The following is a 26,059-nucleotide window of genomic DNA, read 5'->3' as shown; positions in this document are numbered from 1 at the left end:
ATTCAGGCAGTGAAAAGCAGTGGTTCGGCCGCTGAGGCTGGCTTATGCTGTGGTTTTCGTGCGCCAAGGAGAGACTATGACAACCAGCCTGACGATCGCCAACCGCCATACCTGGTTCGGCCACGGCAGTATCAGCCAACTGATCCCGCTACTGAACGCAGAACCGCAGCCGACGCTGCTGTTTAGCTGCCGCTCATTTCTCAATGGCGCGGTGTATTCTTCGCTGGCGGACACGTTGACGCCGCTGCTTATCGGCACTGAGATCGTCAGCCACGAGGCGTCACCGCACGAGATCGACGCCTGGGTAGCGCGCTGGCGCGGCAAGGTTCAGCGGGTGGTGGCGATCGGCGGCGGCAGCGTGCTGGATGCCGCCAAGGCCTTTGCCGCCCTGGTTGAGCACCCACTGCCAACCCTGCGCTATATGGAAAAAATCGGCGACACTAAAATCAGTGGGGCCACCTTGCCGCTGATTGCCATCCCGACCACGGCCGGTACCGGCAGCGAAGTCACCCAGAATGCGGTCATCACAGATACCCAGTTCAGTAAGGTGAAAGCCTCGCTGCGGCATAACAATTTTGTCCCTCATACCGCTATTCTGGACCCGCAACTGCTGCAGGGTGCGCCGGATAAGGTCCTGGCTTACTGCGCCATCGATGCCTTCACCCATTTGTTCGAGGCCTACCTGTCCAAAACCGCCAATGCCATGACGCGAGAGATGTCATTGACCGGTATCCGCCACTTCCTGCAAGCCTGGCCCAGGCTCAACCGCAGCGATCAGGCACGTGAGGACATCATGCAGGCTTCCTACTTAGGTGGGCTGACGCTGAGTGCCGCGGGGCTGGGTGTGATCCACGGTATTGCAGGTGAGATTGGCGCATTGCGCGATTATCACCACGGACAGGTCTGCGGCCGTCTGCTGCTGCCTTTCCTCGAGCTGCTGGCTCAAAGTGAACAACCGCAGCAGCGGGCACTGATGGCCGACCTCGCCACTCGCCTGTTCCCCGAACAACATGACAGCCCGGAACGCTACCTGATCGACTTCATTACCCGCAACGCCATCGCCACGTTTTGGCAGGACGATCTGCCCCTGTCCGCCGACGAACTGGCCGTGACGCTGGCTAAATCCAACAGCAAGAACGCGCTGATCGACTACAGTGCGCCGCAGCGTCAGCTGATGATCGAAGGCGCATTCCGCGTCGAATGATTATAGAATGAGATCAACGTAATAGCGGGGGATCGGAAATGGGTATCATCAGCTGGATTTTCACCGGCATCGCGATTGGCATACTGGTCGGTGTGCTGCTCAAAATTTTCAGCAAGAAGAAAGATCAGTAACATCAAGCTGTTCCATGAGCCGCCAGCAGGCACTCGTGGAACAGCTTCACGACCCGTTGCGGGCTGGGTGAACGCCGTAATACGCTGGAATACTCACAGTGGTAACAGAACAGCGACGGTTTGATCGCCCGCATCATATTCTGCGCGACAAAAAATGCCGCATAGTGGTCGGGAAGAAAACCGACGTACTTGCCGGAAAGGATCAACGTCGCGATCGACTCCTGAGCAAATCCGGTCGCTTTACGCTGCAAATGCTGTTGCAGGCTCAGCTCCATATTCGGTGAATGGTAGCCTAAACCGGCAAAGGCATAATGGTGCAACAGATCCCAATTCAGCGTTTCATGATTAACAGAAAATAATTCATGCTGCGCACCACAATATAAGAACATCCTCTCATTAAATAACGAACTATAAGATAAACTTTCTGCACTACGGTGCATGGGAATAATACCCACCTGGAATTGGCCATCAATAACGCCACGCTCAATGGTATTTATTGGTTCCACATACATTTGCAAAGACACGTCCGGTGCCTGCTCGCTAAATAATGCAATCGCCCGGCCGATGTGTGCCTGAGGATTACTGACGGTGTGATCAAATATCGCCACATGCAGTTGCCCCCCCAAACGCTGGTGCACATCATCCACCCCACGGCGGAAAGCTTCGGTCGCCGCCAAGAGATTGATGGTTTCCTGATAAATCAACAGCCCTTCGTCAGTGACTGCAAACCCCTCACGCCCGCGATGGCAGAGCGTCAGCCCCAAACGCTGCTCCAGATCCTTGATATGCTTGCTGATGGTCGACAGGCTGATATTCAGTTCCAGCTCAGCCGCACTCATGCCGCCGCAGTCAACCACGGCCTTAAACACTCGCAGCAACCGTAAATCCATATCCGCTAACTGCCCCAAAAGTGCGCGCTTTTTTACTTGCATAAAACCTTAAGTAAGTTTCGATATATGATTATTCACATTAGTGAAGAAGCAGAACATAGTCAATTTCAAGCAACAATTCATTAACACGTCAGATAATTTAATAAACCTACCTATTCTCCCCCCGGAGGGAAAAATGGCTGATTTAAATCACCCTGAAAATAAGCCCGAACGTGAATGGTTAGAAGCACATTGGATGCCGTTTACCGGTAACCGTAATTTTAAAGCCAACCCGCGAATCATCAGCCACGCTGAAGGCGTTTATTATACCAGCCAGGATGGGCGTAAAATCTTTGACGGTTTATCCGGGTTATGGTGCTGCGGATTAGGTCATGGCCGTCAGGAAATAGCCGACGCGGCCTATAAACAACTTTCCCAACTGGATTACTCCCCGGCATTCCAATTCGGCCATGCCTTATCATTCGAGTTGGCGAATAAAATTAAAGCCATGACACCGGCCGGGCTGGATTATGTCTTTTTCACCGGCTCCGGCTCCGAAGCGGCAGACACGTCATTAAAAATGGCGCGGGCCTATTGGCGAGCCAAAGGTCAGGCAGGGAAAACCTGCTTTATCGGCCGCGAAAAAGGCTATCACGGCGTCAACTTTGGCGGGATTGCCGTGGGCGGGATTGCCGGTAACCGCAAAGCCTTTGGCACCAGTGCCGAGGCAGACCACCTGCCGCATACCTTGCTGGCGGAAAACGCCTTTTCGCGCGGGATGCCTGCGCAAGGTGCCGATCTGGCGGAAGAACTGAACCGGATCATCGCGCTGCGTGATGCGTCGACCATCGCTGCCGTCATTATCGAACCCTTTTCCGGTTCCGCTGGCGTTATTGTCCCCCCGGTCGGCTATCTGCAACGTATCCGTGAGATCTGCACCCAACACAATATTCTGCTGATCTTTGACGAAGTGATCACCGCCTTCGGTCGTTGCGGCGCATTGACCGGCGCTGAAGCCTTCGGTGTCACGCCAGATATGATGAATATCGCCAAACAGGTGACCAACGGTGCGCAACCCATGGGCGCAGTCGTGGTTCGCCCAGAGATTTATCAGGCCTTTATGGCCACCGATGACCCCGAGTATTTGCTCGAATTCCCGCACGGCTACACCTATTCCGCCCACCCGGTTAGCTGTGCCGTCGGGTTGGCGACGCTGGATATCATTGAGCGCGAGCAGATGATTGAGCAGGTTCAGGCGCTGACGCCGTATTTTGAGCAGGCCGTGCACGGATTGCAAAGCTGCCGCCACGTTACCGACATTCGCAATTTTGGCCTGGCGGCGGGCATCACGCTGGCGGCACGACCGGGCGAAGCGGCACGCAGGCCATATGAAGTGGCGATGCGCTGTTGGGAAAGTGGGTTTTATGTCCGCTACGGCGGCGACACCCTGCAACTGGCACCGCCGTTTATCAGCAGCGAAGCGCAGATTGATTCGTTAATCAACGCCTTGGGCGACGCCATCAACGCCACCGAATAAGGAACGAATACCATGCCAATTGCACATTGGATCAACGGCCAGTCCGCCACTGGCGGTACTCGCAGCCAACCGGTCTTCGATCCGGCGACCGGGCTGTCACATCAGGCGGTCTTGCTGGCTGACCGCGCCACCGTGGAAAGTGCCATAGACGCCGCCGAACGGGCCTATCCAGCCTGGCGAGATACCCCGCCGTTGAAGCGGGCCAGGATCATGATTCGTCTTAAAGCGCTGCTGGAACAGCACGCCGATCACATCTGCCAACTGATTACCGCCGAACACGGCAAAGTCCTCAGCGACGCCATGGGTGAACTCCAACGCGGGATCGAAAATATTGAGTACGCCAGCTATGCACCGGAACTGCTGAAAGGCGAACACAGCAAGGACGCCGGACCAGGTATCGACAGCTGGAGTGAGTTTCAGCCACTGGGTGTGGTGGCCGGTATCACCCCCTTTAACTTCCCGGCGATGGTCCCCTTGTGGATGTGGCCAATGGCCGTGGTATGCGGCAACACCTTTGTATTGAAGCCGTCAGAACGCGTGCCTTCCTCCACGCTGTATATCGCTCAACTGGCATCGGAGGCCGGCTTACCCCCCGGCGTACTGAATCTGGTCAACGGCGACCGCGAAGCCGTAGACACTCTGCTGCACGATCCACGCGTTAAGGCGGTGAGCTTTGTCGGCTCCACGCCCGTGGCTGAACACATCTATCATACCGGCTGTGGCCAGAATAAGCGGGTACAGGCGTTGGGCGGCGCGAAAAACCACGCTGTAGTGTTGCCGGATGCTGACATCGCCGGTAGCGTCAGCGCACTGATGGGCGCGGCATTCGGCTCCTGTGGGCAACGTTGCATGGCAATCCCGCTGGTTGTCGCGGTGGGGGATGATACCGCCGACGCCCTGATCGCCGGCTTGCAACAGCAAATGGCCAACATGCGAATTGGCGCGGGTAATGATAACCGCAACGATATGGGGCCTTTGGTTACCCAGCAACATTTTCAAAAGGTAAAAAGCTACATCGATCAGGGTGTTGAAGAAGGCGCCCGCCTGGTGGTCGACGGCCGTGAACTGAAGGTACAAGGCGACGACGGGCAATTGAGCCAGGGTTATTTCCTCGGCCCAACGCTGTTTGACCACGTGCAACCGGGGATGCGGATTTATCAGGAAGAGATCTTCGGCCCCGTGTTAGGCGTTGTGCGGGTCGGCTCATTGAAAGACGCGATGGCAATGATTGACGCCCATGAATACGGTAACGGCACCTGTCTGTTCACCCGTGACGGCGAGGCGGCGCGTTACTTCTCCAGCCATATTCAGGTCGGCATGGTGGGGATCAACGTTGCACTGCCGGTACCGGTGGCGTACCACTCATTTGGGGGCTGGAAACGTTCACTGTTTGGCGACTTACACGCTTACGGCCCGGATGCCGTCAGGTTTTACACCAAGCGCAAAACCATTACCCAGCGCTGGCCTTCGTCCCATGACGCCCAATATGCCAGCTTCAGCTTCCCGTCCGGGCAAGGGTAAATTCACTATAGAAATAAATATGTTACAGGGGCGAAGACATTCGCCCTCTTTTTCCACGCGTTCCATTTAATCAGGCCCGGGCGACGACATGCCATCGCAATGATCTACTGCATGAATCGCCGCCCGCAACATCACTCACTTACGCGTTGTTCATGGGGTATTGAATGAAAGAGCCCACACCAGAACATAAATTCAAAGGCAATCTCAGCGTCCTCGACGTGGTGATGATCACTGCCTCCGGCGTCACACCGGCCAGCTCTATCTTTGTCATTGCCCCACTGGCGATTGCCAGCGCCGGCAGCGGTGCCTTTATTTCATTCCTGATCGCCGCCTTTATCGCCGCCACCATTGCGTTGTGCTACGCCGAGCTGGGTGCAGCGCACCCCAGCGCAGGCGGCGAATACAGCATCATCAAGCGGCTGTTTGGCACCCTGTGTGGGCTCCAAACTTACCTGTTTATCCTCAGCGCCGCGCTGTTTGTCCCGGCAGTGCTGGCCACTGGCGCGGTGCCCTATTTAAATACCGCACTGGGTACGCAATTTGACGCCTCTACGGCAGGTATGATCACCATCCTGATCGGCGGTGCCTGCGCCATTTTCAATATCAAGGCCAATGCCCTGCTGACCGGCACCTTTCTGGTGGTCGAGATCGCGGTGTTGGGCTTAATCGCCTGGCTGGGATTCAGCAATCCGCACCAAAGCGCAGACATACTCACCGCACCGGTGATACTCAACCCCGAAGGGGGGCTGTCGCCGGTCTCCGTGCCGTTGATCGTCACCATGGTCGGCGTCGCGCTGTTTTCCTACAACGGCTATGGCGCGGCGGTATACATGGCAGAGGACATGCGTGAACAGGGCAAACCGATGGCGACCGCCATCATGTTAACGCTGGTCATCGTGGTGCTGGTCGAATTGCTGCCCTTCACCGCGCTGTTGATCGGCGCACCGTCTTTGGTTGAAATGGCCAAACAGGCCGATCCCGTCGGCTACGTGGTCAGCCAGTTGGGCGGGCCGACGCTGGCGCGGGTGGTCAGCGGGGCAATTTACCTCTCCGTGTTTAACGCCATCATCGCCATCGTGGCACAGTTCAGCCGGATGATGTTCTCCAGTGGGCGTGACGGTTTCTGGCTACCGCAGATAAACCGGGCACTGAAAAAGATCCACCCGCGTTTTGGTACCCCGTGGATCGCCACCCTGCTGTTCGGCATTCCCTCCGCGCTACTGGCCTTTTGCTCCAACCTCGGCGATCTGACCTCCTTTACCGTGATCCTTCTGTTGCTGGTGTACATCATCATGGCCATCGCCGCGCTGATCAGCCGCCGCCGGGTGCATTTCCATCACCCGTACCTAATGCCACTGTGGCCATTGCCGGTAGTGATTGCACTGCTTGGCTGCCTGTACGTGCTGTGGACAATTTTGATCGCCAGCAGCCTGAAAGACTTTATTATCATTGCCGGTATCCTCTGTTTTGGCCTGGTGCTGAGCTACATGCACACCCGTCAAACCGTCCCGCTCGTAGAACCCTCAATTGAAGGAGAATAACCATGTCGCAGCGCGCTCAGGATTTGGGCATTAAGATCGGCCACGGCGTTGCCGGCCCGCTGAACGCCATTACCGATGTGCCCGGCGTCCGCGTTGGCCACGCCAGCATCCACGCCGATCTGGCCGACGGCCGCAGCGTGCGCACCGGCGTTACGGTGATTGAACCCCGTGCCGGCCAGGCCCGGCAATCCCCCTGCTTTGCCGGTGTGCATGTCCTCAACGGCAACGGTGACGCCACGGGGTTGGAATGGATCCGCGAAGCCGGTCTGCTCACCAGCCCAATTGCCTTCACCAATACCCACAGCGTCGGGATAGTGCGTGACAGCCTGATTGCCCTGGAACGCGAAGCCCTGCCCGCCGGCGACAATGCGGTGTATTGGAATATGCCGGTAGTGATGGAAACCTTCGACGGCCTGCTCAACGACATTAACGGATTTCACGTCAAGCCGGAGCACGTACGGCAGGCACTGCAAGCGGCGCACAGCGGATTACCTCAGGAAGGTGCGGTCGGTGGCGGCAGCGGCATGATTTGTCATGAGTTCAAAGGGGGAAGCGGTACGGCATCCCGTCGCCTGCCCGCCGATAGCGGGGGTTGGACGGTGGGTGCCATCGTGCAGGCCAACCACGGCAAACGCGCGTCGCTGTTAGTGGGCGGATACCCGGTGGGTCGCCATCTCGGGCATATTCACTCGCCATTCACGCCGCAACTGCCACATCCCGGCATGGGATCGATCGTTGTTACGCTCGCGACCGATGCGCCGTTGTTGCCGCACCAATGTACACGATTGGCCCAGCGTGCCAGCATCGGCATTGCCCGCACCGGCGGCGGCACCGAAGACTCCAGCGGCGATATCTTTATCGCTTTCGCCACGGGCAACGACGGGCTGCCGCCTGCCGACTACGCCAACAAAGGGACATTCACCACCCCAATGCGCATGGTCAATAACGATTACATTTCTGAGTTGTTTGAGGCAGCGGCGGAGGCGGTGGAAGAAGCGATTATCAACGCCCTGCTGGCGGCCAATACCGTTTCGGGCAATGGCCACCGGGCAGAAGGGTTGAGCGCGGAGCAATTGCTGACGGCATTGGAAGAAAGCGGCTGGCGGAAATAAGGCCAGAGGCACTGCATACTGCGCCCAATGCCAGAATCAAAGCGTTAAATCGGGTCCACCCTGGTCGACCCGATTTAACACGACGTGAGCCGGTCGGCAATCTCAGGACTCGCCGCCCGGTTTGGGCGCCGGGTAGTCGTAATCCAGTTTAAGCGGTTCGGCGTAAACGCTGTTCCACAGCTGGCTGTAGAGCTTATCCACGCGCTGACTCATCAGCGGGTTGTGCAACACCAGTTCCAGATTACGCGAGTTATCCAAATAACCGCCGGTCCAGTTGCTGGTGCCGATCCACGCCGTTTCGCCGTCGATGGTCATGATCTTGCTGTGGATCACCCGTGCAAACGGAATGAACCCGCTGCTTGCCGGGGGGATCGTGACGATCTTTATCTGCACATTCGGCACCACGGACAAACTTTTCAGCCAGGCAATATCCGGTTTTTTGGTGTTCCAGTTGGCAACCATCAGCTCGATCTTCACGCCGCGTGCAGCGGCACTGCGCAGGGCGTTGTCGATCACGGCATAGTAAGGCCGGCTGCGCTCCGGGCCATAGGACAGCGGCGCATAATCCATCACCTGCACCCGAACCTGCTGCTTGGCGGTCGCCAACAGGCGCGGCAGCTCAACCTGCGAGTCAATCACGCCAGCCGGATTGTAAGCGCGTGGGCTGGCAACCAAATAGTTGCCCTGCGGCGTGTCGGCATTGGGCTGGTACGGCAGTGGCGGCACTGGTTTATCCGCGGCCAACAAGGCCTGTGCTTGCCAGTCCTGCTCGAAGATCGCCTGGATTTGCCCAACAACCCCGGCATCGCTGATGCGCAATCCCGTTTCGTGGATATGCGCCAGCGCCCGCCAGTCAAAGTTTTGGCTGCCGACAAATGCCTGTTCACCGTCCACCAGCAGGTATTTAGCATGCAAAATACCGCCGCTCAGGCGCTGATAAGGGATAATGCGCAGTTCCAGGTTCGGGATCGCCTTAAGCTGCTCCAGCGTCTCAGGGGTGGAAATGCGAATGCCCTTCTCTTCCATCAGAAAACGGATTTTCACCCCGCGTTCGCCCGCGGCTTTCAGGTGCTGCAATACACCGTCCAACAACGATCCCTGTTCATTCGCCACGTAGAACTGGCCCAGATCGATACGGGTTTTCGCCGCATCAAACATCTGCTGCCACACTTGCGCAGTGTTGCGCAGGTCATCTGCCTGCAACGCAGTTTCTACCGGCGCGGTATACACCAGCTCGTAGCCGGGGATCTCAAAACGTGCCGCCGCACTCTGGCTCAACATCAACAGACAGCTACCCCATAACGCAGTGTAAAGGCGGCCCAGCGGCCGCCGTGGTTGACGGCCATTAGGCATAGCGTGGTGCCTCACTGTCAACCCATTGCTCACGGCTGCCGTTTTCCGGGCGGCTGGTCGGCGCACCGGCGCGGATCAACAGCACTTTCAACAGTTCGTTTATCCGTTCCATGCGGCTTTGCAGATAGTTGTTCCCGACCAGGCACAGCAGCGCGATGGCGATACCCAGCCCGGTGGCGTACAACGCCGTACCCATACCGGCAGAAACCAGGCTCGGCTCAGACACGCCAGAGGCAGCCAGCGCCTTAAAGGTTTCGATAATCCCCATGACCGTGCCCAACAGCCCCAACAACGGTGCGGCCGTCACGATGGTTTCCAGCAGCCACAGGCCACGCGCCATCAGTGGTTTACTCAACAGGTACTGCGCGTCGATCAGATCGCCGATCGCCTCACGGTCGCCGGCACGGTGCTTTTGCTCCAACACTGGTGAAATAACCGCCAGCGGCAGGCTGTTGCGTTGGGTCAGTTCATCCGGCAAATCGGCGGTGCGACGCACGTCCAGCGTCAGCGCCTGCTCCAGCCGACGCGCCTGACGTTGGGTGTAAGCGAAATACAGCGCACGCTCGACAATGATCACCAGCGCAATCGCCAGTGCGGCATACATCACGTAGAAAATAATGTCGTGTAACAGGTTGGCATTCATCGCTCAGTCCTCTTGTTCATCGTCCTTCACGCTGCGGCCTTGTCGGCCACAACGTGAAGGACATGACGTTTAATTAGTTAAAAGGTGGCTTCCAGCGAGACGCTGAAGGTACGTTCTTCCCCGACGTTGTAGTACGGCGTGCTGGCCCTCACACCGCCATAAGGCGCTGCGTTAAAGGTGGTGGTACGCACCGACGTCAGGTACTCCTTGTCAAACAGGTTGCTGATACCAAAGCGTAATGCCGCGCTCTTGACGATCTTTTTGTCCACCGGCAGATGCACGCCCGCAGCCAGATCGAATACCGTGCGGCCGCCGATCTTCTCGTCATTGGTCAGGTCGCCATAGAAGGAACCGACGTATTTGCCACTGACGCTGCTGTAGTACAAACCGTCGTCATAACCCAGCGTCATGTTAAGCAGGTTTTTCGGTACGTTCGGCACCTCTTTGCCGCTGGTTGGCAGCGGCAGACCGCCGTTGCTGACAATGTCGCTCTTCTGCTTGGACTCGGTGTAAGTGTAAGAGGTGTAGTAGTTGAAGTTATGCGGCAATTGGCCGCTCCACTCCAGCTCCAGCCCTTTGTTCTCTACGTTGCCGATGTTCATCATCTCGTAGTCGCCCGCCGGGTTGGTGGTAGAGATCTGGCGATCGCTGTAGCGCATGTAGAACAACGTGGCACTCATCAACATGTCTTGCCGCTCGAAACGCCAGCCCAACTCATGGTTCCAGCTCAGTTCCGGCTTGGTGCTGATCGAATCCCCCACGTTGTACAACACGTAGTTTGGCGGGGTACGCATGTTACGCGTCAGGTTATAGAACACCTGGTTTTCCGGGTTCAGCTTGTAGCTGGCGCTGAAGTTCGGCAGGAATTCATGGTATCTGGCATCGCGCTTTTCCGGCACGTTATACAGGCTGCCTTTATTGTCCCCATTGCGTTCAACGTACTGATAGGCCAGCCCGCCGACGAAGGTCAAGTCCGGCGTAGCAAACCAGGTATCCTGCAGCCACACTTTCTGTGCCGGCGTGATGGTGTACTGGTTACGCCCCTGCACGGTTTTGCCGTTGGCATCCTTCACCTGATCGGAACCGCCCGGTTTACCCGAAATTTGCTCCGGGTTGCCGTCGTCCTTGATGCCGATAAAGGGTTGGGTCTGTGACTGACGCGCACGTTCATACCAGTAGCCGATATCCAGGCTGTGCTGATCGTTGATGTCCCACTTCAGCTTGGTGGTGATACCCGGGCGCCAGGTCTGGGTCCATGACGGGCGGTAATAGGTGTTGGATTTCAGATTGCTGAGATCGTACTGGCCGGCCTTATCTGAGGTGTTGGACAGCACGGAAGCGGTTTGCCCGTTGAAGCTGCCGCCGTTACCCCAGTAGTAATAAGGTTGTACCGTCAACGCCAGGTTGTCACGCAGTTGCAGTTTCTGGGTGAACGACAGGGTGAAGGTATCAAACGGGTTACGGTTGAGTTTGTAGTACTTGTTCAACTGGCCCTTACTGTTGTACTCCGGTGTAGCAGAGTAGTCGTTGGCATAACGGCCGTCCTTGTCAAACTGCGCCTTGCTCAGGGTGTTGTAGTTGATGTTATTCTGGCGGTTGTACTTCATCACCAAGTTGCTGCTGTTACCGTTGCCGTCTTCGTACAGCGAGTTCATCTCAAATTTGTCGGAATAGTTGCGCCCTTCACCGCGCCACTTTTTCGCTTCGGTGTGCGAGTAAGAGAGCCAGTTGCTGAAGCCGTTGTACTCACCGGTCTCCAGACGCGCAAAGGTTTTGCTCAGGTTGTTGCTGCCCAGCGTCTGTTTGACAAAGCCGCCAAAGTCCTTCGACGGACGGCGCGTCACCATCCCGATGTTGCCGCCGCTGGAGCCGATATGCGGGCCATCAACTTCTGAGGACCCCTGAGTAACGAATATCTCTTCCAGGTTCTCCGAATCGCCCAGCAAGTTCGGGTACACCGCATAGTTACCGGAGTCGTTGATCGGGATACCGTCCATCGACAGACCGATTTGATCGGAGTTCATACCCCGCATGGTGTAATCGACGCCGCTCAGGCCGCTGGCGTCGTTACTGTTGACGTTCAAGCCGGGGGTATATTTCAATTTGTCGATGGCGTTGGCCGCCGCCGGCATTTTATCCATGGCTTCTTTGGTGACGGTGGAGCGTGACTTGGCGCTGTCGTCCTGCACCATCATGCCACCGCCCAGCGACTGCCCTTTTACACTGATGGTACCGACGTCGGTCGAGTCCGCCGCCAGCACCGCGCCCGGCAACATCGCCGACATCACTGCCAGATAAATCCCAGAACGATTAAAAGATTTCATTGTTTCCATCCCATAAAGATCAAACTGTTATGCCAGGCGTCAAGGCGCCTGATAATTGAACGTGGCTGAAAATCGTTTTGTTGTTTGCCCGTTGAAAGCGTCGCTTGGAAACGGCTTCACCTGGCTGATGCTTTGCAGGCTGCTCAGCGCCGCACGGTTGAGCAGCATGCTGGTGGCCTTATTCGTGATGCCGGACGAGAGCACTCGGCCGCTGCGGTCAACCTCCAGCCACACCTCTACGTTGCCTTGAGGCCGTTCGAGAGAGGCCTGCCGTCCGCTGGGGTAGCGCTTGCGCTGTTCCAGTTCGTGGCGTAGTGCCTGCAGATACCCGTTTTCGATCGCCTGGGTGTTCACCTTTGGCGCGGCCGGGGCGACCGGAGCGGGTACTGCCGCCGGTTTGCTGACGAATGCTCTTGGCGCGGCAGGTGCTGCGACAGGTTTGGCCTTCTCCACCGGTTTGGCTTTTTCTTTCACCGGTTTCGGTTTCGGCTGCGGTTTTGGCACCGGCTTAGCCTCGATAATCGGCTCTGGGGCCGGCACGACCGGTTCAGGAATCGGTTCCGGCTCTGGCGGCGGGGGTTCGGGTTGCGGCGGCGTTTCCACCGGGGGTTCCGGCTGTGTCTGAGGCTCCGGCTCGACCAAGGCCAGCTCCATGGCAGTTTCGTCATAGCGCGGCTGAATTTTCAGTGCCGCCTGCTGGCTGGCGAACAGCACACAGCCCGCGACGATCAGCGCCGGTAACCAGCTGAAAAGGTGACGTGAACGATAAAGCAGATACATGTCACAGCTTCCGTGTGGCGATAGAGACGGAGTAGAAGCCGCCCTGACGCAGGTTATCCATCACCGCCACCAGCCGTTCCACCGCCACGCCTTTGTCACTGTTGACGATAATGGTGGTGGTCTGGTTTTCCTGCTGCTGTTGCTTCAGCGTGCTGACCAGCGCGCTCAGTGCGACCGGTTGGCCGTCGAGCTGCAATTGATCCTCTGCGCCCAGCGTGATGATCGCCTTCTTCTGCGGTTTCAATTGCTGCGCACTGCCGGCGGACGGCAGTTGGGTCTTCAGCCCAAGGGCCGGGATCACGTTCAGGCTAATCAACACAAAAAACACCAGCAAAAACATCATCACGTCGATCATCGGGATCAATTCGATGTGCGCCTTGTTCTTTTTCGGCTCGTTCCAGTTACGCATGGCACTCCCTCCCAAAAGCAAAGCAGCCAATATAGAGAGCCTATGTTTACCTTTTGTTACGCTTGTGTGATCTTATTTTCACAGCACACATATTTTGAGAGAATTCTTTCAACCGGGAATGGGTCAGAGGGGTTATATAACGTATTAATCAGCGATGATTTTTAATGGAATAATAACGAAGTGGCCATTTCTGGACGCGATGACCAAGGTGGATGGGTTGTGATTATTATGACAATTTACCGCATGGCCTCCGGCCGTATTGTCTCCCCAGAAGCGTTTTTCAGCCAAAAAAAAGACGCCCGAGGGCGCCTTTCTCACAGCGATTCAATCAATCAGTTCACTTTAACCGGCATACCGGAACGGGCTTTGATCGCCGCATCCACTGCGCTCTGGTTAACCGCAGGATCCATCATCACTTTGCCCACAGGCGCAGAGATGGTCAACGGCACAGGGTCTTTCGACTTCAGCTGTTCTTCGTTAGCAGAAAGTGGGTTATGCACTTCAATGTAACGGGAACCGTCCGGTTCAACGCTGGCTTTGATCGGCTCATTGATGAACTGCACGCGCGTACCGACCGGCACGTTTTCGAACAGGAACTTGATGTCATCAGCACGCAGACGCACACAGCCGTGGCTCACGCGCAGACCGATACCGAAGTTGGCGTTGGTGCCGTGGATCGCATACAGACGACCGACGTACAGCGCATACAGGCCCATTGGGTTGTCCGGGCCTGCAGGGAATACCGCAGGCAGGATCTCGCCATCCGCGGCATATTCTGCGCGCATCTTGGCAGTTGGCGTCCAGGTTGGGCCGTCTTTCTTACGCTGTACCGTGGTAGTCCAGTTCAACGGGGTGTCTTTACCCAGTTGGCCGATACCAATCGGCAGCACGATCACCGTGTTGGTGCCTTTCGGGTAGTAGTACAGACGCATCTCTGCGCTGTTGATGATGATGCCTTCACGCGGTGCGTCCGGCAGGATCAACTGTTGTGGAATAGTCAGTGTACTGCCGGCCTTCGGCAGGAAGGGATCCACACCTGGGTTGGCTTCCAGCATGTTGCTCAGGCCCATCTGGTATTGAGCGGCAAAGCTCTCCAGCGGCAACTTGCTGTCTTCCGGTACGGTGATTTGGATGTTTTCACCCACCAGACGACTGTCTTTGGCAGGCAAAGGATAGACAACGGCGAAGGCAGCTTGGCTGAATACCACCAGTGCCGTAAACAGGGTTAGTAACGCGCGAATGCTCATTTTCATCTTCGTGTTGGTTGTGGCCACTGGCAATTATAGATATAGGTTAACTCGGCCCTCTGTACCCAAAGAAATTCTGGTTGCGGCCCGGCGGCAAATGCGCGAATGCTCGGACGCTTACTCAGGTAAGTGGACGAGCTGTACGCACACAGCCAACAACGCTGCAGTTTGAAAGGCATAGGGTATATGACCGGATGCGCATTATATGTGCACATCAACCTAAGTGTGAAACATTACCGGCGCAATATCGAACTTTTTTGTAACCTGGTGCAGCACGAAGGGGCATTTGTGTGAAAACCGCCGCTAAAGTGCGGCGGCTGGCGGTGAGATACGACGAATAGGAATCAGATATTCGCAGCGGATCGCCGCGCCATCTGCGTTACAAATGCCGCTCGGCATGGAATAAAACCGCTCGATGTCCTGTCCTGGCCGCCGTATCGCTTTCATCATGGGGATCGCGGTGTCATACAGGCGGGCGACAAAGTTTTGTAACTCTTCAACTTGCCCCTGATAGGTAAAGCTGGCGTAGTCGCCCGGCTCGATCAGTACCCTTTCGCCCTCGGCTCGCTCGTCCGCCAGCGCCAGAGTATAAGCCATCCGTTGCCCGCCGCGCTGTCGGCTGTCGGCCTCCAGGCTGGTAAGGCCGTATACCACTGTTGAGGTTTCGGCTTCCTTCGGCATCATCTGACGCCAGGCGTGCTGACGCAGCGCGTTTTTCGAATGCAACAGCTGCCCCAACGTACAACTGCGGTGCTGAGTACAGCCAATCAATTGCATCGCCGGTAACGTAATGATCTCCGCCTGCGGCAACGGCGCATCCATCGGCCGCAGTGGAGGCTGCATCCCCTGCCCTGACCAGTCCGCACTGCGACGATAACAGGCCGGTGGCATGCCAAACTGCTTTTTGAAACAGCGGGTGAAGGTCTGCTGGGAATCAAACTGATACTTGTCGGCGATAAAGGCCACGCCGTGGCTGGTCAGCCGCAGTTCACGTGCGGCGGCGGTCAGCCTCCTGCGCCGGGCGTAAGTCCCCAGGATCTCGCCGGTTAACGCTTTAAATAACCGTTGCAGGTGCCATTTGGAATAGCCTGACTTAGTGGCAATGTCGTCCAGTGACAATGGCTGCTCAAGGTTTTGCTCGATCCAGGCAAGCAGTGCCGTAATAACCTGTTGTTGATACATCGCCCCCCCTTATTGCGTCATTGCGTCATTGCGTCATTGCGTCAGCAAACGTTGCGCCAGTTCATGAGCCAGATGCTCGCTGGCAACCACCTGTACCGGGTAGCCCCAGAAACGGCTGGCGAAATCGACAAATTCTTCCGCAGCCTTCCGCCGCACGTCGTCCGGTTCAATCAGCACCATGCCTTTCACCCAGCGTGCCAGCGCCTCACGGTGATCACGCTTCCAGAGTGCGATTTGGGTGCGCTCATCACGATCGTGCTCGTCGTTCTGATCCATACGCCGGTCGCACAGCAGCACGAAGGGCTGCTCGCGCTGCAATAAGCGGCTGAACTCGGCAAACTCGGCAGCGGTGTCGTGCGGTTGTCCTGCCGTTGGCTGACGCATCCACACCAGCGGGAAGGTGGCGGAGTCTAATGACATGGTGTGTCTCCTGAGAGTGCTAAAACGAGCGCTTACTTTATCGACCAGGGTGCTAGACCACATTGCACAATCAGGACATAATGTTTTTCAATTCCGCCAAATTGAGAATTATTCTCATGACCTTTATCACCGAACCGCGTTTCGATATCGATCAGGTCCCGCGCGCCATTTTTGCCGTGCAGGGCTCCACCATTGGCAAAGATTGGGAGATCACCCATCACCGGCACCGCAAGGCACAGCTGATTTATACGGTGCGCGGCATGATCCGTTGCGAGGTGGAAAACGGCCTGTGGCTGGTACCACCACAGTGTGCGCTATGGATGCCCAGCAATGTGCTGCATAACGCCCAGGGGGCCAGTGCCAGCGAATGCTACTGCCTGTTTGTCGATCAGGATGCTATCGCAGGATTGCCAACCCACTGCTGTACGCTGGCGGTGTCCCCACTGCTGCGTGAACTGCTGTTCCAGGCTAGCGGGTTCGAACAGTTGTACGACCAACAGGGCCCGGAAGGACGATTAGCCAGTGTGTTGTTGGATCAACTCGTCAAAGCACCTGTTGAGAACCTGCACCTGCCGGTTTCCAACGACGCGCGCATTCGCCAGTTAACGGAGCGCCTGCTGGCCAACCCGGCGGACAAGGCAACCCTCGGCCAATGGGCGCAGCGTATCGGCATGAGCGAACGTTCGCTCAACCGCACTTTGCAACAGCAAATGGGCATGAGCTTTGGCCACTGGCGGCGACAACTGCACGTGGTGCTGGCGCTACAGCGGCTGACCCAGGGCGACAGCGTGCAACGGGTGGCGCTGGATCTGGGCTACGAAAGCGCCAGCGGTTTTGTCACCATGTTCCGCAAAGCGGTTGGCAAGCCACCGGCGCGTTATTTGGCAGAGAAAAACGCGGCCGATCGGGCACAGGGCGCCGGGATCGTCATGTAATACGCAGCAGTATGGCAATTGAGGTGCCCGAGGCAGTCGGGCCCTTGCCAGCAACCCCCTCCGGCCCTCCACACTGTGATTTTCACTCAACTCCAGATTGAAATAACTCCCATTCTCAATAAATAATGATTACTATTCGCAAACATAAAAGACCCGGTGCGCCACGACGCGACCGGCAGGACTTTACCTTCAATTCGATGATGAGCTTTCTTGGTCCCAGAGCAACGGCCCTGTGACGATAGGCTTTTTAACTCCATGGAGAGGTTATGAACTCTGCAACAACTCGCAACCGTCGTTTCGGCGGACGTACAGCTTTCCCACTGATGCTTCTCACTTCAATGCTGTTCTCCGCCCCGCTGTTCGCGCAGGGTGAGCCAGAACTGCTGCGCAAACCCGTCGGCAAAGGCGCCTATGAAATGGTGTACAGCCAGGGCGAGAACGCGCTGTATCTGGCCACGTCGCAAAGCCGTAAGCTGGATAAAGGCGGCGTGGTGTATCGTTTGGATCCGCAGACGCTGGACATCACCCAGATTATTCACAATGATATCAAGCCGTTCGGCGCAGCCATTAACAGCAAAACCGATACGCTGTTCTTCGGCAACACCGTCAATAACTCGGTGACCGCCATCGACGGCAAAACCGGTGAAGTGAAAGGCCGCCTGGTGCTGGATGCGCGTAAACGCTCCGAGACGGTAAAACCGCTGGCGCCGCGTGAGCTGGTCGCTGATGCCACCACCGATACCCTGTACATCACCGGGCTGGGTGAATCCAGCGTGGTGTGGGTGGTGGACGGTAAAGACCTGACGCTGCGCACCACCATCACCGAAACCGGTAAATACGGTACCGGCCTGGCGCTGGACGCTGCCGCAAACCGCCTGTATGTGACCAACGCCGACGGCGAACTGGTGACCATCGACACCAAAACCAACAAAATTGTCAGTCGCAAGAAGCTCGATGAGTCCAAAGAGCACTTCTTCCTGAACATCAGCCTGGATCCAGCCAGCCACCGTGCCTTTATCACCGATTCCAAGCAGGCACAGGTATTGGTTGTCGATACCCGCGACGGCAAGATCCTGAGCAAAATCGACGTGCCGGAATCCCTGGCCGTGCTGTTCAACCCGGCACGTAATGAAGTCTACGTGACCCATCGCCAGGCCGGTGAAGTCAGCGTGATCGACGCCAAGAGCTACAAGCTGCTGCAAACCATCAAAACGCCAACCCACCCGAACAGCCTGGCGCTGTCACCGGATGGCCAAACGTTGTACGTCAGCGTTAAGCAAGCTTCCAGCCGCGAGAAAGAAGCGTCCGCACCGGACGATGTGATCCGTATTGCGTTGAAATAAAAACATCAGGGCGCCCAGGCGCCCTTTTTATAGGTTAAACCCTAAACCCAACATGCTTGCCATCTGGCAGTTCGATATCCAGTCGCAACGTCCCCCCCATGGCTTCTACATAACGTTTTAAGGTGGAAATCTTCAGCTCATTACCACGCTGCTCGATCGCCGCGACGGAGGGTTGTGAGATACCAAGACTATTCGCCAACGCCTGCTGCGAAATATTCAGCGTTTCACGCAACTCGTACAAACGCGTCTCCAGCAGCATCTCTTCTGCCATTTCCTCAATCCGTTGCCTGCTCTCTGGGGTACGCGAAGCTAGCATGTCTTTTAATGTACCCATTGGTTACTCCTCAAAATTAAGATTCAAATGCTGGGTAAATTGCGCATCTGCAATAGGTAGCATGACTTTGTAAAACCGTTTCTCATTGCCTGTCTTGTCGCCCGCACACAAAACGATAGCCTTACGTTTCGGATCAAATGCAAAGAAAGCACGAATTGGCCGCCCCCGATGCTGAATCCGCAACTCTTTCATATTGGGATACAGTGACCCCTTCAGCGAGTCGACAAACGGACGTGATAGATTGGGGCCACTCCGTTCGAGCATCACCAGTGCAGCAAGAACCTTCTCTTGCGCGGGTTCATCTTGCGATGTAAACCATCGATCAAACGCTTCCGTTGTTATTACCGTCCACATGGCATTCCCTTTTTATAGGCTACGGTCTATAAAAAAGATATAGACTATAATCTATAAACACAACGCCATTGCTGAATTTTTAGCCATTGATAGCCAAATTGCTACACCTTACCCAGCAGCCCGTCAGCTTCCTGAACCACCGCTTTTTTGGTTGCACGTTGGTAAAGGCACAGCGCTTTGCCCGCTTTGTTATGCATAAAAGGCTGCGGGTATCGGCCGGTGATCAGCAGTGCGGAGTAACCGACGTCGTCGCCGTAATGAATAATGTTGCCGGCGGCTTTGGCGCCTGTTAACCCACTGGCCTTCAGGCAGGCCGTTTGCAATGCTTTGTCGCCGTTGGCCCAGGCGGCTTCGGACGACGCCGTCGCGTTGAAGGCCGTAATGGCGGCGACAAACACAATAAAGACTCTGAACATGGATATCTCTCCTGAATAAGGGGGTCACCCGCAGTATATGCAGCCATTTATTATTCAGCCATCAGACCCAAGCCGATTATTTACAGCTTTTTTATTCCAGACATAAATAACGTTACGGCGTTTTTACAGACAGTTTTCAGGGGCACGGATAACATCATTACATCGCCGATATGGCCTCACGAGACGGATGCCTCATGTGTTTATCCCCTGCCCTGATGATGATTTCCCCCACTGTTTTTATTAAATCCGGGGGCCACCATGTATTCTAATATTATTGGCTTTAACCCGTTGCTGGCGGAAATACCTGCCTCGCAGGCGCGTTCATTCCGCAAAGACGTCGAGCAGTATTTACAGCGTTATCCAGATACCGAACACGTCGATATTTATCTTAACGATCTGAACGGCCAATTCCGTGGCAAGCGGCTGCCGGTCGCCGAATTGTTCGCGCTGGATAAGGGCTGTTATTTCCCGCTGTCGATCTACGCCATGGATCTTGCTGGCCAGGTGATTGAAGAAAGCGGGCTGGGCCAGCAGGCGGGCGAACCCGACCGGCTGTGCCTGCCGGTACCCGGCACGCTACGGCCCTGTGCCCGCGATCCGCAGCACCACGCACAACTGCTGCTAACCATGAAAAATACCGACGGCGACGCCTGCGAACTTGAACCGCGCGTGGTGCTGCAACAGGTACTCAAACGTCTGCAGGCCAAGGGGTATTACCCTGTGGTCGCGGCAGAGTTGGAGTTTTATCTGCATGACCCGCTGCAACAGCCTGCTGGCGCCAGCCAGTGCCCAACGCAGAGTTTTTCTGTCGATGCACCAGAGCGCCACCATGCGCTGCTCAATGACATCGAACATCAGGCCCGATTACAAGCGCTGCCGCTAACCGGCATCGTCGCCGAGGCGGCCTCCGGCCAATATGAGCTGAACCTGCACCACAGCGCACGAGTGCTGGAAGCCTGCGACCAGGTGCTGGCGTTGAAGCGCCTCACCCGCCAGATAGCAGAGAAACACCATCAGCACGCCTGCTTTATGGCAAAACCCTGCGCGCAGGCAGCGGGCAGCGGTTTGCATTTTCATATCAGCCTGCAAGACGAACAGGGCAACAATCTGCTGGCCAGCGCGCCGGGCGCGCTGAGTACCACCATGACGCAGGTGATAGCCGGGATGCTGGCGCTAATGCCGGCTTCAATGGCGATACTCGCGCCAAACATCAACGCGTTTCGTCGTTTCCGTCCGGGCATGCATGTGCCATTACGCGCGTCATGGGGGCACAACAACCGCACGGTAGCGTTGCGCCTGCCCTGTGCCGACAGTGCCAACCAACGCATCGAATACCGGCTTGCCGGTGCCGACGCCAACCCTTATCTGGCGGTAGCGGTAATGCTGAGCGGCATGCTGTACGGGCTGGAACATGCGCTGCCACTGCCCCCGCCAGCCTGTGGCAACGGTTATGAAAATGACGACGCGGCAGTGCTGCCGCTCAGCCAGCAGGAAGCGTTGACCCTATTCCAACAATGTCCGGGGCTGCGCGACAGCCTTGGTCCGGCATTTACTGCGCTGTGGCACACCTGCAAGACCGCAGAACTGCGCCGCTTTGAAGGGCAGGTCACCGCAGCGGAAGTGAGCTGGATGCTTTAACGGCATGCTGCGCCCACGTTAGCCGGGACACTCCCAATGAACCACCATGCCGTCGGCTTAAACACGACGTGTACCGGGAAAGAGGACCACCATGAAATATCAGCAATATTCAGCATTGGCTGAAAATACCGATCAACCCATCGTGTTAGATCATGGGCACGTATTTATCTGGCATAAAGGCGCTTTTCATATCAGCACCGATCGCCAGCGGCTGGACATGGATTTTATTCATCGTTTTCTCAGCCATTCACATTGGGCGCAGGATATCGACCGCACTACGCTGGAAAACGCCCTTCGCCACAGCCTGTGTTTTGGCCTGTACCGCAAAAACCGTCAGCTCGGCTTTGCCCGATTGATCACAGACCACGCCACCTTCGCCTACCTGAGCGATGTGTTCATCACCGCCGAATACCGCGGCAATGGGCTGGGCTTGTGGCTGGTGCAAAGCTGCCTGGATCACCCGCTGATGGCCGGATTGCGCCGCATCATGCTCTATACCAGCCAGGCGCCTTGGCTGTATGCCCGGGCGGGTCTTGAGCCTGTCAACCAGCCGGACCGGGTGTGGACGCTTACCCGGCCTGATATCTATCAGCAACCCGGCACGCTTCACACCGCCCCGTCCGTACACTAAACAAGGAACGCACCATGTCTCGTTTGGTTTTGATCTCGAATAAACAGTGTGACAGCAAGGATCTGGCCTGCGCCACCCAGGCCTTATCGCCTGACACCACCAGTGATGACAGTCAAGGGTTGTGGCTGGGCTGGAACGGCGACGTGCAAAATTTTGGCGCAGCAACGCGCCGCCCGATCAGCTATCAGCACCGCAGCGGCTATGAACAGGTGACCTTTCCGCTGTCTACCGAGGAGTTTCACTTTCACTATCAGGGCTACTATCACGATGGCCTGTGGCCGGTGTTCCACAACCGCCCGGAGAAAGCGCATTTCACGCCGGAGAACTACTGCGCATACCGGCAACTCAACCAGCATTTCGCCGATATAGCCTGCGAATATGTGTGCCCAAACGACATCATCTGCATTGATGATTACCAACTGCTGCCCTGCGGCCAGGCGCTGAAAGAACAGGGGTTGCTGAACCCCTGCGCATTTTTCTTCCATTTACCCTTCCCGTCGGCGACGTTGCTCAGGCAGATCCCCGAGCATCACGGTTTAATCGAGTCGCTGCTTTTCTATGATCTGATCGGCTTTCAGGCACTCGACGATCGCAACAACTTCCTCAATTATCTGGCCAACGACTATCCGGTAGAAATGCTGCCTGATGACCAGTGGCAGGTTAACGGGCACATCTTCACTGCTGGCATCTTCCCGGCCGGGATTAACACCCGAAAACTCTATTAATCTTTGCCTTCCGCGGCGTACTGACTTTTCGTGAAAGCCGCCTTCCATTCTGCGTATATACCGCTGAGATGAATATCAGCGGTATACCTGTCACTTATATTTAATTAATGAATACATCCGTTATAAAATGAATTTTCATCCTGTTACATATATATTATAAAAATATACGACACTCAATTGATTTCCATTAACTAAAAACCTTACCCTCTCCCTGTATTTTTCCATCAAGGGAGGGCCAGTGGACGATGACATATTTAATGTCAGCCTAACGCTATTGAGTATCTTTCAGTAATGCCCTCTACGCTGCATTCTGAAAGAAGCAGAATGCGGCAGACACTCGGTTTTTCATCGATGGCATCCTGCTATGCCAATGATTTAAAACTGATAAATTGCCCATCAAACGTCCCAAAAGCGGATCGTCCACGATTAAAAAAACACAATAAAAATGGCTACAGCCGTCTTTCTCTCCCAGCAATGGCGTATTCACCATGTCAAAAACCGGATTTTTGGGAAAATAAAGGGTCTGCATTATGCAAAATAACCAGGGTATATCTATTTTTAAGAAGTACTATTTAAACGACATTATCGTCATCGCCATCGGGATGTTATTTATAGCCTTCTTCATCCGAGCCTGGGGTGATATGCACAGTGGATTTAATGAGAAGAATACCCCGGCAATGAGTCTCGATGCCTGGAACCTTTTTTATTATTCGCTGAGAACCAGCATGCGTTTTATCATCGGCATGGCCTGGTCATTACTGTTTTCTATCGTCTTTGCGGTACTGGCAGCCCGCTATGTCCCCCTCCGCCGGGTGATCCTGCCCTTCGTCAACTTTATGGAGTCAGTCCCCCTGGTGGGTTTCTTAACCTTCACCACGGTGTATTTCCTCAATCTCTATCCGCACAGCGTAATGGGATTGGAATGTACCGCCATCTTTGCGGTATTCACCGGCCAGGCCTGGAACATGATGTTGACGCTGTATCAGACATTACGCATCATTCCGCATGAGCTGGATGAGGCCGCACGCAGCTTTAATTACAACCCATGGCAGCGCTTCTGGCGACTGGAGTTTATTTATTCGGTCCCAGGACTGCTATGGAATGCCATGGTCTCGCAATCCGCCGCTTGGTTTGCCTTGGTCGCGTCTGAAGCGATCCCGGTTGGCGATCGTTCTATTGCATTGCCCGGCGTAGGTTCCTATATCGCCGAGGCGCTGGCGCAACAGAACATTCAGGCCATCTTGTTTGCAGTGATCGCCTTGGTTGCCAACATTGTCGTATTGGATCAACTGATTTTCCGTCCGCTGGTACGTTATACCTCGCGCTTCAAATACGAAGACGTTACCGCCACTCGGGCGGAAGGCGGCTCATGGTTTTACAACTGCCTGACTTTCTCTTATGTCGGAGCGGCATTCAGCGGAACGCTGCGTGTGCTGGCAGATCTCTGGCTGTTCAAATTACCGCGGGTTTGGTATGCGCTGGGTTTACATCATCTGTTTCGTATTGTCGCCAAAGGCAATTGGCTGTGGCGCAGTCTCTGGTATCTCGCGGTGGTGATGGCTTGCGTTTGGTTTGGCTATCAACTGTGGGAATACTTCCCTAAACAGTATTTCAGCATGCTGCCAGAGTGGATGCTGTTGACCACGGCCCGCGTCGTGACGGCCATGCTGTTAAGCATCGTCATTTTCACACCGCTGGGGGTGTGGATTGGCATGAATCCACGACGGGTGAAGTTCTTTCAACCGATCATCCAGATCCTGGCGGCCATCCCGCCCAATATTTTCTATCCGCTGATCGCTGCCTTCATCGCTATTTATCATCAGGATCTCGGCTGGTGGGCCATTCCCATGATCATGTTGGGCACACAGTGGTACGTGCTATTTAACGTAATAGCTGGCGTATCGGCCATCCCTACGCAGATTACCGAAGTCAGCAAAACCTTTCGCCTACGAAACGTCAACTGGTGGCGTTATTACATGCTGCCGGCGATTTTCCCCTACATCGTAACAGGCATCATTTCCGCCGCCGGTGGGGCCTGGAACAGTGCGATTGCTGCTGAGGTGATTCAGTGGGGTAGCACCACCCTCAGTACGACCGGTTTGGGCGCATTCATTTCTGTGGTGACTGATGCAGGCAAAAACCCAGAATCCGCATTGGGTTGTACCGCCATGATCGCGCTGGTGGCGCTGTGCATCATTTTCGTCTGGCAGCCACTGTACCGACTGGCAGAAACCAAATTCAAATACGATTGATGAGGTAAGACATGGAAACTCAAAACGTTATTCTCCAGGCTACGCAGGTGACTAAAACCTTCATCGGTGAAAATGGCCGGCCAAAAACCGTGTTGAAGAAGGTTAACCTGACCGTTCATGAGGGAGAGTTTGTCACTATCCTGGGCCAGTCCGGCTCGGGGAAATCCACCCTGCTGCGCATATTGGCCGGGTTACTCTTCCCCGACAGTGGAACAGTCAGCCTGGAAAACGTCCCTCTCAAAGGCCCGGATGAAAGTATCAGTATGGTATTTCAATCATATGCACTTTATCCCTGGCTAACCGTTTACGACAACATCGCTTTTGGCCTACTGGCACAGAGTTTGCCCCCACAAGCGATCGCTGAAAAAATCGGAGGACTGTTGAAGTTGATTGGCCTGACAGGCTATGAACAAGCCAGGCCACGTGAACTGTCCGGTGGTATGCGCCAACGCGTCGGCTTTGCCCGGGCGTTGGCCGTGGAGCCCAAAGTATTGTTGCTGGATGAGCCATTCTCTTCTCTCGACATTTTTACCGCGCTTAAACTGCGTCAGGATCTCATGGCGCTGTGGATAGCAAAAAGAATCAGCACTCGCGCCATGGTGATGGTGACGCATGACGTTGAAGAAGCGGTGATGATGTCCAACCGGGTGATCATCCTGGATGCATCCCGTCGACAAATAGCCGATCAATTCACCATCACTGTCCCGCCCCCACAGCGCAATCGGCAAAATATGCGTCTTATTACTGAAGAGATTACGGACTGCCTGTATAAAAAAATCGCGGTATCGCAAGCGTCATCGTAATCCGCCATGTTTATCACTGGCTCAGGATGGGATGATGTACCTACGCTGAGGCTTTGCAATTACTCGTAAACAAGCATGAGGGGGAACACATCAAATCGGTTCCCCATAATAATCCTGAATAACGCTGCCATTATTATTTCCAATTCCGTTTACCTACGGTTTATATTTCAAATAATTGATGGCAATATTCATTTATGAACCAATCTGGTTTACATCCCGTTTAAACAAAACAGGTTCCCTCTCCTGCATTAATATTAAATTACATTTTGATTAGACAAAACAACTTCGCACCGTTGAACAATGCACGCTATTACGGTTATTATCCTCCCATGAAAAATAACGAGGAAATTATATG

24 protein-coding genes are annotated in these 26,059 nt (G+C 55.4%); 12 read left to right on the top strand and 12 right to left on the bottom strand.

Features of this window, described 5'->3' with window-relative positions; translation table 11 throughout:
• Positions 1 to 76: 76 nt before the first annotated feature.
• Entirely contained in the window at positions 77 to 1,204 is a 1,128-nt protein-coding gene (locus ACI2J2_RS14930) for an iron-containing alcohol dehydrogenase (RefSeq protein ID WP_265555842.1), read from the top strand.
• Between the two features lie 133 nt (positions 1,205 to 1,337).
• Here the strand turns inward: ACI2J2_RS14930 and ACI2J2_RS14925 are convergent, their stop codons facing one another.
• Positions 1,338 to 2,267 carry a LysR family transcriptional regulator gene (locus tag ACI2J2_RS14925; protein WP_209634781.1) on the bottom strand — a complete coding sequence of 310 codons (930 nt, stop codon included), beginning with the start codon at positions 2,265 to 2,267 and terminating at the stop codon, positions 1,338 to 1,340.
• A 133-nt stretch (positions 2,268 to 2,400) separates the two neighbouring features.
• Between ACI2J2_RS14925 and ACI2J2_RS14920 the strand changes: the two genes are divergently transcribed.
• The 4 genes from ACI2J2_RS14920 (at position 2,401) to ACI2J2_RS14905 (ending at position 7,915) form a co-directional block, all read left to right on the top strand.
• Entirely contained in the window at positions 2,401 to 3,741 is a 1,341-nt protein-coding gene (locus ACI2J2_RS14920) for an aspartate aminotransferase family protein (RefSeq protein ID WP_404760370.1), read from the top strand.
• 12 nt (positions 3,742 to 3,753) lie between these two features.
• Positions 3,754 to 5,262, top strand: coding sequence for a CoA-acylating methylmalonate-semialdehyde dehydrogenase (locus tag ACI2J2_RS14915; RefSeq protein ID WP_265555844.1), 1,509 nt, complete (start codon positions 3,754 to 3,756; stop codon positions 5,260 to 5,262).
• A 164-nt stretch (positions 5,263 to 5,426) separates the two neighbouring features.
• On the top strand, positions 5,427 to 6,803 hold the full coding sequence (locus tag ACI2J2_RS14910) for an APC family permease (protein ID WP_209634770.1): 1,377 nt from the start codon (positions 5,427 to 5,429) through the stop codon (positions 6,801 to 6,803).
• A 2-nt stretch (positions 6,804 to 6,805) separates the two neighbouring features.
• A complete protein-coding gene (locus tag ACI2J2_RS14905; RefSeq protein WP_404760369.1) occupies positions 6,806 to 7,915 on the top strand; it encodes a P1 family peptidase in 1,110 nt (369 codons plus the stop codon).
• 102 nt (positions 7,916 to 8,017) lie between these two features.
• Here ACI2J2_RS14905 and ACI2J2_RS14900 read toward each other — a convergent pair whose 3' ends face one another.
• The 8 genes from ACI2J2_RS14900 to ACI2J2_RS14865 all read right to left on the bottom strand — a co-directional run bounded on the left by ACI2J2_RS14900 (position 8,018) and on the right by ACI2J2_RS14865 (position 16,273).
• On the bottom strand, positions 8,018 to 9,268 hold the full coding sequence (locus ACI2J2_RS14900; protein WP_265555846.1) for a phospholipase D-like domain-containing protein: 1,251 nt from the start codon (positions 9,266 to 9,268) through the stop codon (positions 8,018 to 8,020).
• Complete coding sequence (locus ACI2J2_RS14895; protein WP_209634762.1) at positions 9,261 to 9,911, bottom strand: MotA/TolQ/ExbB proton channel family protein; 651 nt, start codon at positions 9,909 to 9,911, stop codon at positions 9,261 to 9,263. Before ACI2J2_RS14895 ends, ACI2J2_RS14900 begins: the two co-directional genes overlap by 8 nt.
• A 77-nt stretch (positions 9,912 to 9,988) precedes the next feature.
• Positions 9,989 to 12,235, bottom strand: a complete 2,247-nt coding sequence (locus ACI2J2_RS14890) for a TonB-dependent receptor family protein (protein WP_404760368.1) — start codon at positions 12,233 to 12,235, stop codon at positions 9,989 to 9,991.
• A gap of 39 nt (positions 12,236 to 12,274) precedes the next feature.
• Positions 12,275 to 13,015: an energy transducer TonB gene (locus tag ACI2J2_RS14885; protein ID WP_265555848.1), complete on the bottom strand. Its 741-nt coding sequence runs from the start codon at positions 13,013 to 13,015 to the stop codon at positions 12,275 to 12,277.
• Position 13,016: 1 nt separating this feature from the next.
• Positions 13,017 to 13,424: a biopolymer transporter ExbD gene (locus ACI2J2_RS14880; protein ID WP_209634754.1), complete on the bottom strand. Its 408-nt coding sequence runs from the start codon at positions 13,422 to 13,424 to the stop codon at positions 13,017 to 13,019.
• 332 nt (positions 13,425 to 13,756) lie between these two features.
• Positions 13,757 to 14,677: a L,D-transpeptidase family protein gene (locus tag ACI2J2_RS14875; protein WP_209634751.1), complete on the bottom strand. Its 921-nt coding sequence runs from the start codon at positions 14,675 to 14,677 to the stop codon at positions 13,757 to 13,759.
• A gap of 297 nt (positions 14,678 to 14,974) precedes the next feature.
• A complete protein-coding gene (locus ACI2J2_RS14870) occupies positions 14,975 to 15,853 on the bottom strand; it encodes a helix-turn-helix domain-containing protein (RefSeq protein ID WP_404760367.1) in 879 nt (292 codons plus the stop codon).
• Between the two features lie 33 nt (positions 15,854 to 15,886).
• Positions 15,887 to 16,273, bottom strand: coding sequence for a hypothetical protein (locus tag ACI2J2_RS14865; RefSeq protein ID WP_209634747.1), 387 nt, complete (start codon positions 16,271 to 16,273; stop codon positions 15,887 to 15,889).
• A 116-nt stretch (positions 16,274 to 16,389) separates the two neighbouring features.
• Here ACI2J2_RS14865 and ACI2J2_RS14860 point away from each other — a divergent pair, with 116 nt between their 5' ends.
• Together ACI2J2_RS14860 and ACI2J2_RS14855 are read left to right on the top strand one after the other, a co-directional pair.
• A complete protein-coding gene (locus ACI2J2_RS14860) occupies positions 16,390 to 17,208 on the top strand; it encodes a helix-turn-helix domain-containing protein (RefSeq protein WP_265555849.1) in 819 nt (272 codons plus the stop codon).
• A gap of 266 nt (positions 17,209 to 17,474) precedes the next feature.
• Positions 17,475 to 18,551 carry a YncE family protein gene (locus ACI2J2_RS14855; protein WP_404760366.1) on the top strand — a complete coding sequence of 359 codons (1,077 nt, stop codon included), beginning with the start codon at positions 17,475 to 17,477 and terminating at the stop codon, positions 18,549 to 18,551.
• 34 nt (positions 18,552 to 18,585) lie between these two features.
• Here the strand turns inward: ACI2J2_RS14855 and ACI2J2_RS14850 are convergent, their stop codons facing one another.
• The 3 genes from ACI2J2_RS14850 to ACI2J2_RS14840 form a co-directional block, all read right to left on the bottom strand.
• Positions 18,586 to 18,885, bottom strand: a complete 300-nt coding sequence (locus ACI2J2_RS14850) for a helix-turn-helix domain-containing protein (RefSeq protein WP_209634740.1) — start codon at positions 18,883 to 18,885, stop codon at positions 18,586 to 18,588.
• A gap of 3 nt (positions 18,886 to 18,888) precedes the next feature.
• Positions 18,889 to 19,239, bottom strand: coding sequence for a type II toxin-antitoxin system RelE/ParE family toxin (locus tag ACI2J2_RS14845; RefSeq protein WP_404760365.1), 351 nt, complete (start codon positions 19,237 to 19,239; stop codon positions 18,889 to 18,891).
• Between the two features lie 101 nt (positions 19,240 to 19,340).
• Positions 19,341 to 19,655, bottom strand: a complete 315-nt coding sequence (locus ACI2J2_RS14840; RefSeq protein ID WP_209634737.1) for a hypothetical protein — start codon at positions 19,653 to 19,655, stop codon at positions 19,341 to 19,343.
• A gap of 258 nt (positions 19,656 to 19,913) precedes the next feature.
• On the opposite strand from ACI2J2_RS14840, the gene ACI2J2_RS14835 reads away from it, so the two are divergent.
• The 5 genes from ACI2J2_RS14835 (at position 19,914) to ACI2J2_RS14815 (ending at position 25,704) form a co-directional block, all read left to right on the top strand.
• Entirely contained in the window at positions 19,914 to 21,293 is a 1,380-nt protein-coding gene (locus ACI2J2_RS14835; protein ID WP_209634734.1) for a glutamine synthetase family protein, read from the top strand.
• 91 nt (positions 21,294 to 21,384) lie between these two features.
• Complete coding sequence (locus ACI2J2_RS14830; RefSeq protein ID WP_404760364.1) at positions 21,385 to 21,924, top strand: GNAT family N-acetyltransferase; 540 nt, start codon at positions 21,385 to 21,387, stop codon at positions 21,922 to 21,924.
• Between the two features lie 14 nt (positions 21,925 to 21,938).
• Complete coding sequence (locus ACI2J2_RS14825; RefSeq protein WP_209634729.1) at positions 21,939 to 22,649, top strand: trehalose-6-phosphate synthase; 711 nt, start codon at positions 21,939 to 21,941, stop codon at positions 22,647 to 22,649.
• Positions 22,650 to 23,179: 530 nt separating this feature from the next.
• On the top strand, positions 23,180 to 24,901 hold the full coding sequence (locus tag ACI2J2_RS14820) for an ABC transporter permease (RefSeq protein ID WP_404760363.1): 1,722 nt from the start codon (positions 23,180 to 23,182) through the stop codon (positions 24,899 to 24,901).
• 11 nt (positions 24,902 to 24,912) lie between these two features.
• The gene (locus ACI2J2_RS14815; RefSeq protein ID WP_404760362.1) at positions 24,913 to 25,704 is read left to right on the top strand and encodes an ABC transporter ATP-binding protein; all 792 of its coding nucleotides are present in this window, start codon (positions 24,913 to 24,915) and stop codon (positions 25,702 to 25,704) included.
• The last annotated feature ends 355 nt before the right edge of the window (positions 25,705 to 26,059 follow it).

Origin of the sequence: Serratia sp. NPDC087055, from assembly GCF_044900985.1 — a bacterium.
Classification (GTDB): domain Bacteria; phylum Pseudomonadota; class Gammaproteobacteria; order Enterobacterales; family Enterobacteriaceae; genus Serratia.
This window is presented reverse-complemented; position numbering and strand designations above follow the sequence as displayed.

Coding starts and splice junctions, on each gene's coding strand:
- ACI2J2_RS14930 (WP_265555842.1), top strand. CDS start 77: ATGACAACCAGCCTGACGATCGCCAACCGCCATACCTGGTTCGGCCAC.
- ACI2J2_RS14835 (WP_209634734.1), top strand. CDS start 19,914: ATGTATTCTAATATTATTGGCTTTAACCCGTTGCTGGCGGAAATACCT.
- ACI2J2_RS14900 (WP_265555846.1), bottom strand. CDS start 9,268: ATGCCTAATGGCCGTCAACCACGGCGGCCGCTGGGCCGCCTTTACACT.
- ACI2J2_RS14830 (WP_404760364.1), top strand. CDS start 21,385: ATGAAATATCAGCAATATTCAGCATTGGCTGAAAATACCGATCAACCC.
- ACI2J2_RS14855 (WP_404760366.1), top strand. CDS start 17,475: ATGAACTCTGCAACAACTCGCAACCGTCGTTTCGGCGGACGTACAGCT.
- ACI2J2_RS14815 (WP_404760362.1), top strand. CDS start 24,913: ATGGAAACTCAAAACGTTATTCTCCAGGCTACGCAGGTGACTAAAACC.
- ACI2J2_RS14825 (WP_209634729.1), top strand. CDS start 21,939: ATGTCTCGTTTGGTTTTGATCTCGAATAAACAGTGTGACAGCAAGGAT.
- ACI2J2_RS14920 (WP_404760370.1), top strand. CDS start 2,401: ATGGCTGATTTAAATCACCCTGAAAATAAGCCCGAACGTGAATGGTTA.
- ACI2J2_RS14890 (WP_404760368.1), bottom strand. CDS start 12,235: ATGAAATCTTTTAATCGTTCTGGGATTTATCTGGCAGTGATGTCGGCG.
- ACI2J2_RS14870 (WP_404760367.1), bottom strand. CDS start 15,853: ATGTATCAACAACAGGTTATTACGGCACTGCTTGCCTGGATCGAGCAA.
- ACI2J2_RS14885 (WP_265555848.1), bottom strand. CDS start 13,015: ATGTATCTGCTTTATCGTTCACGTCACCTTTTCAGCTGGTTACCGGCG.
- ACI2J2_RS14905 (WP_404760369.1), top strand. CDS start 6,806: ATGTCGCAGCGCGCTCAGGATTTGGGCATTAAGATCGGCCACGGCGTT.
- ACI2J2_RS14880 (WP_209634754.1), bottom strand. CDS start 13,424: ATGCGTAACTGGAACGAGCCGAAAAAGAACAAGGCGCACATCGAATTG.
- ACI2J2_RS14925 (WP_209634781.1), bottom strand. CDS start 2,267: ATGCAAGTAAAAAAGCGCGCACTTTTGGGGCAGTTAGCGGATATGGAT.
- ACI2J2_RS14910 (WP_209634770.1), top strand. CDS start 5,427: ATGAAAGAGCCCACACCAGAACATAAATTCAAAGGCAATCTCAGCGTC.
- ACI2J2_RS14820 (WP_404760363.1), top strand. CDS start 23,180: ATGCAAAATAACCAGGGTATATCTATTTTTAAGAAGTACTATTTAAAC.
- ACI2J2_RS14840 (WP_209634737.1), bottom strand. CDS start 19,655: ATGTTCAGAGTCTTTATTGTGTTTGTCGCCGCCATTACGGCCTTCAAC.
- ACI2J2_RS14850 (WP_209634740.1), bottom strand. CDS start 18,885: ATGGGTACATTAAAAGACATGCTAGCTTCGCGTACCCCAGAGAGCAGG.
- ACI2J2_RS14915 (WP_265555844.1), top strand. CDS start 3,754: ATGCCAATTGCACATTGGATCAACGGCCAGTCCGCCACTGGCGGTACT.
- ACI2J2_RS14865 (WP_209634747.1), bottom strand. CDS start 16,273: ATGTCATTAGACTCCGCCACCTTCCCGCTGGTGTGGATGCGTCAGCCA.
- ACI2J2_RS14895 (WP_209634762.1), bottom strand. CDS start 9,911: ATGAATGCCAACCTGTTACACGACATTATTTTCTACGTGATGTATGCC.
- ACI2J2_RS14845 (WP_404760365.1), bottom strand. CDS start 19,239: ATGTGGACGGTAATAACAACGGAAGCGTTTGATCGATGGTTTACATCG.
- ACI2J2_RS14860 (WP_265555849.1), top strand. CDS start 16,390: ATGACCTTTATCACCGAACCGCGTTTCGATATCGATCAGGTCCCGCGC.
- ACI2J2_RS14875 (WP_209634751.1), bottom strand. CDS start 14,677: ATGAAAATGAGCATTCGCGCGTTACTAACCCTGTTTACGGCACTGGTG.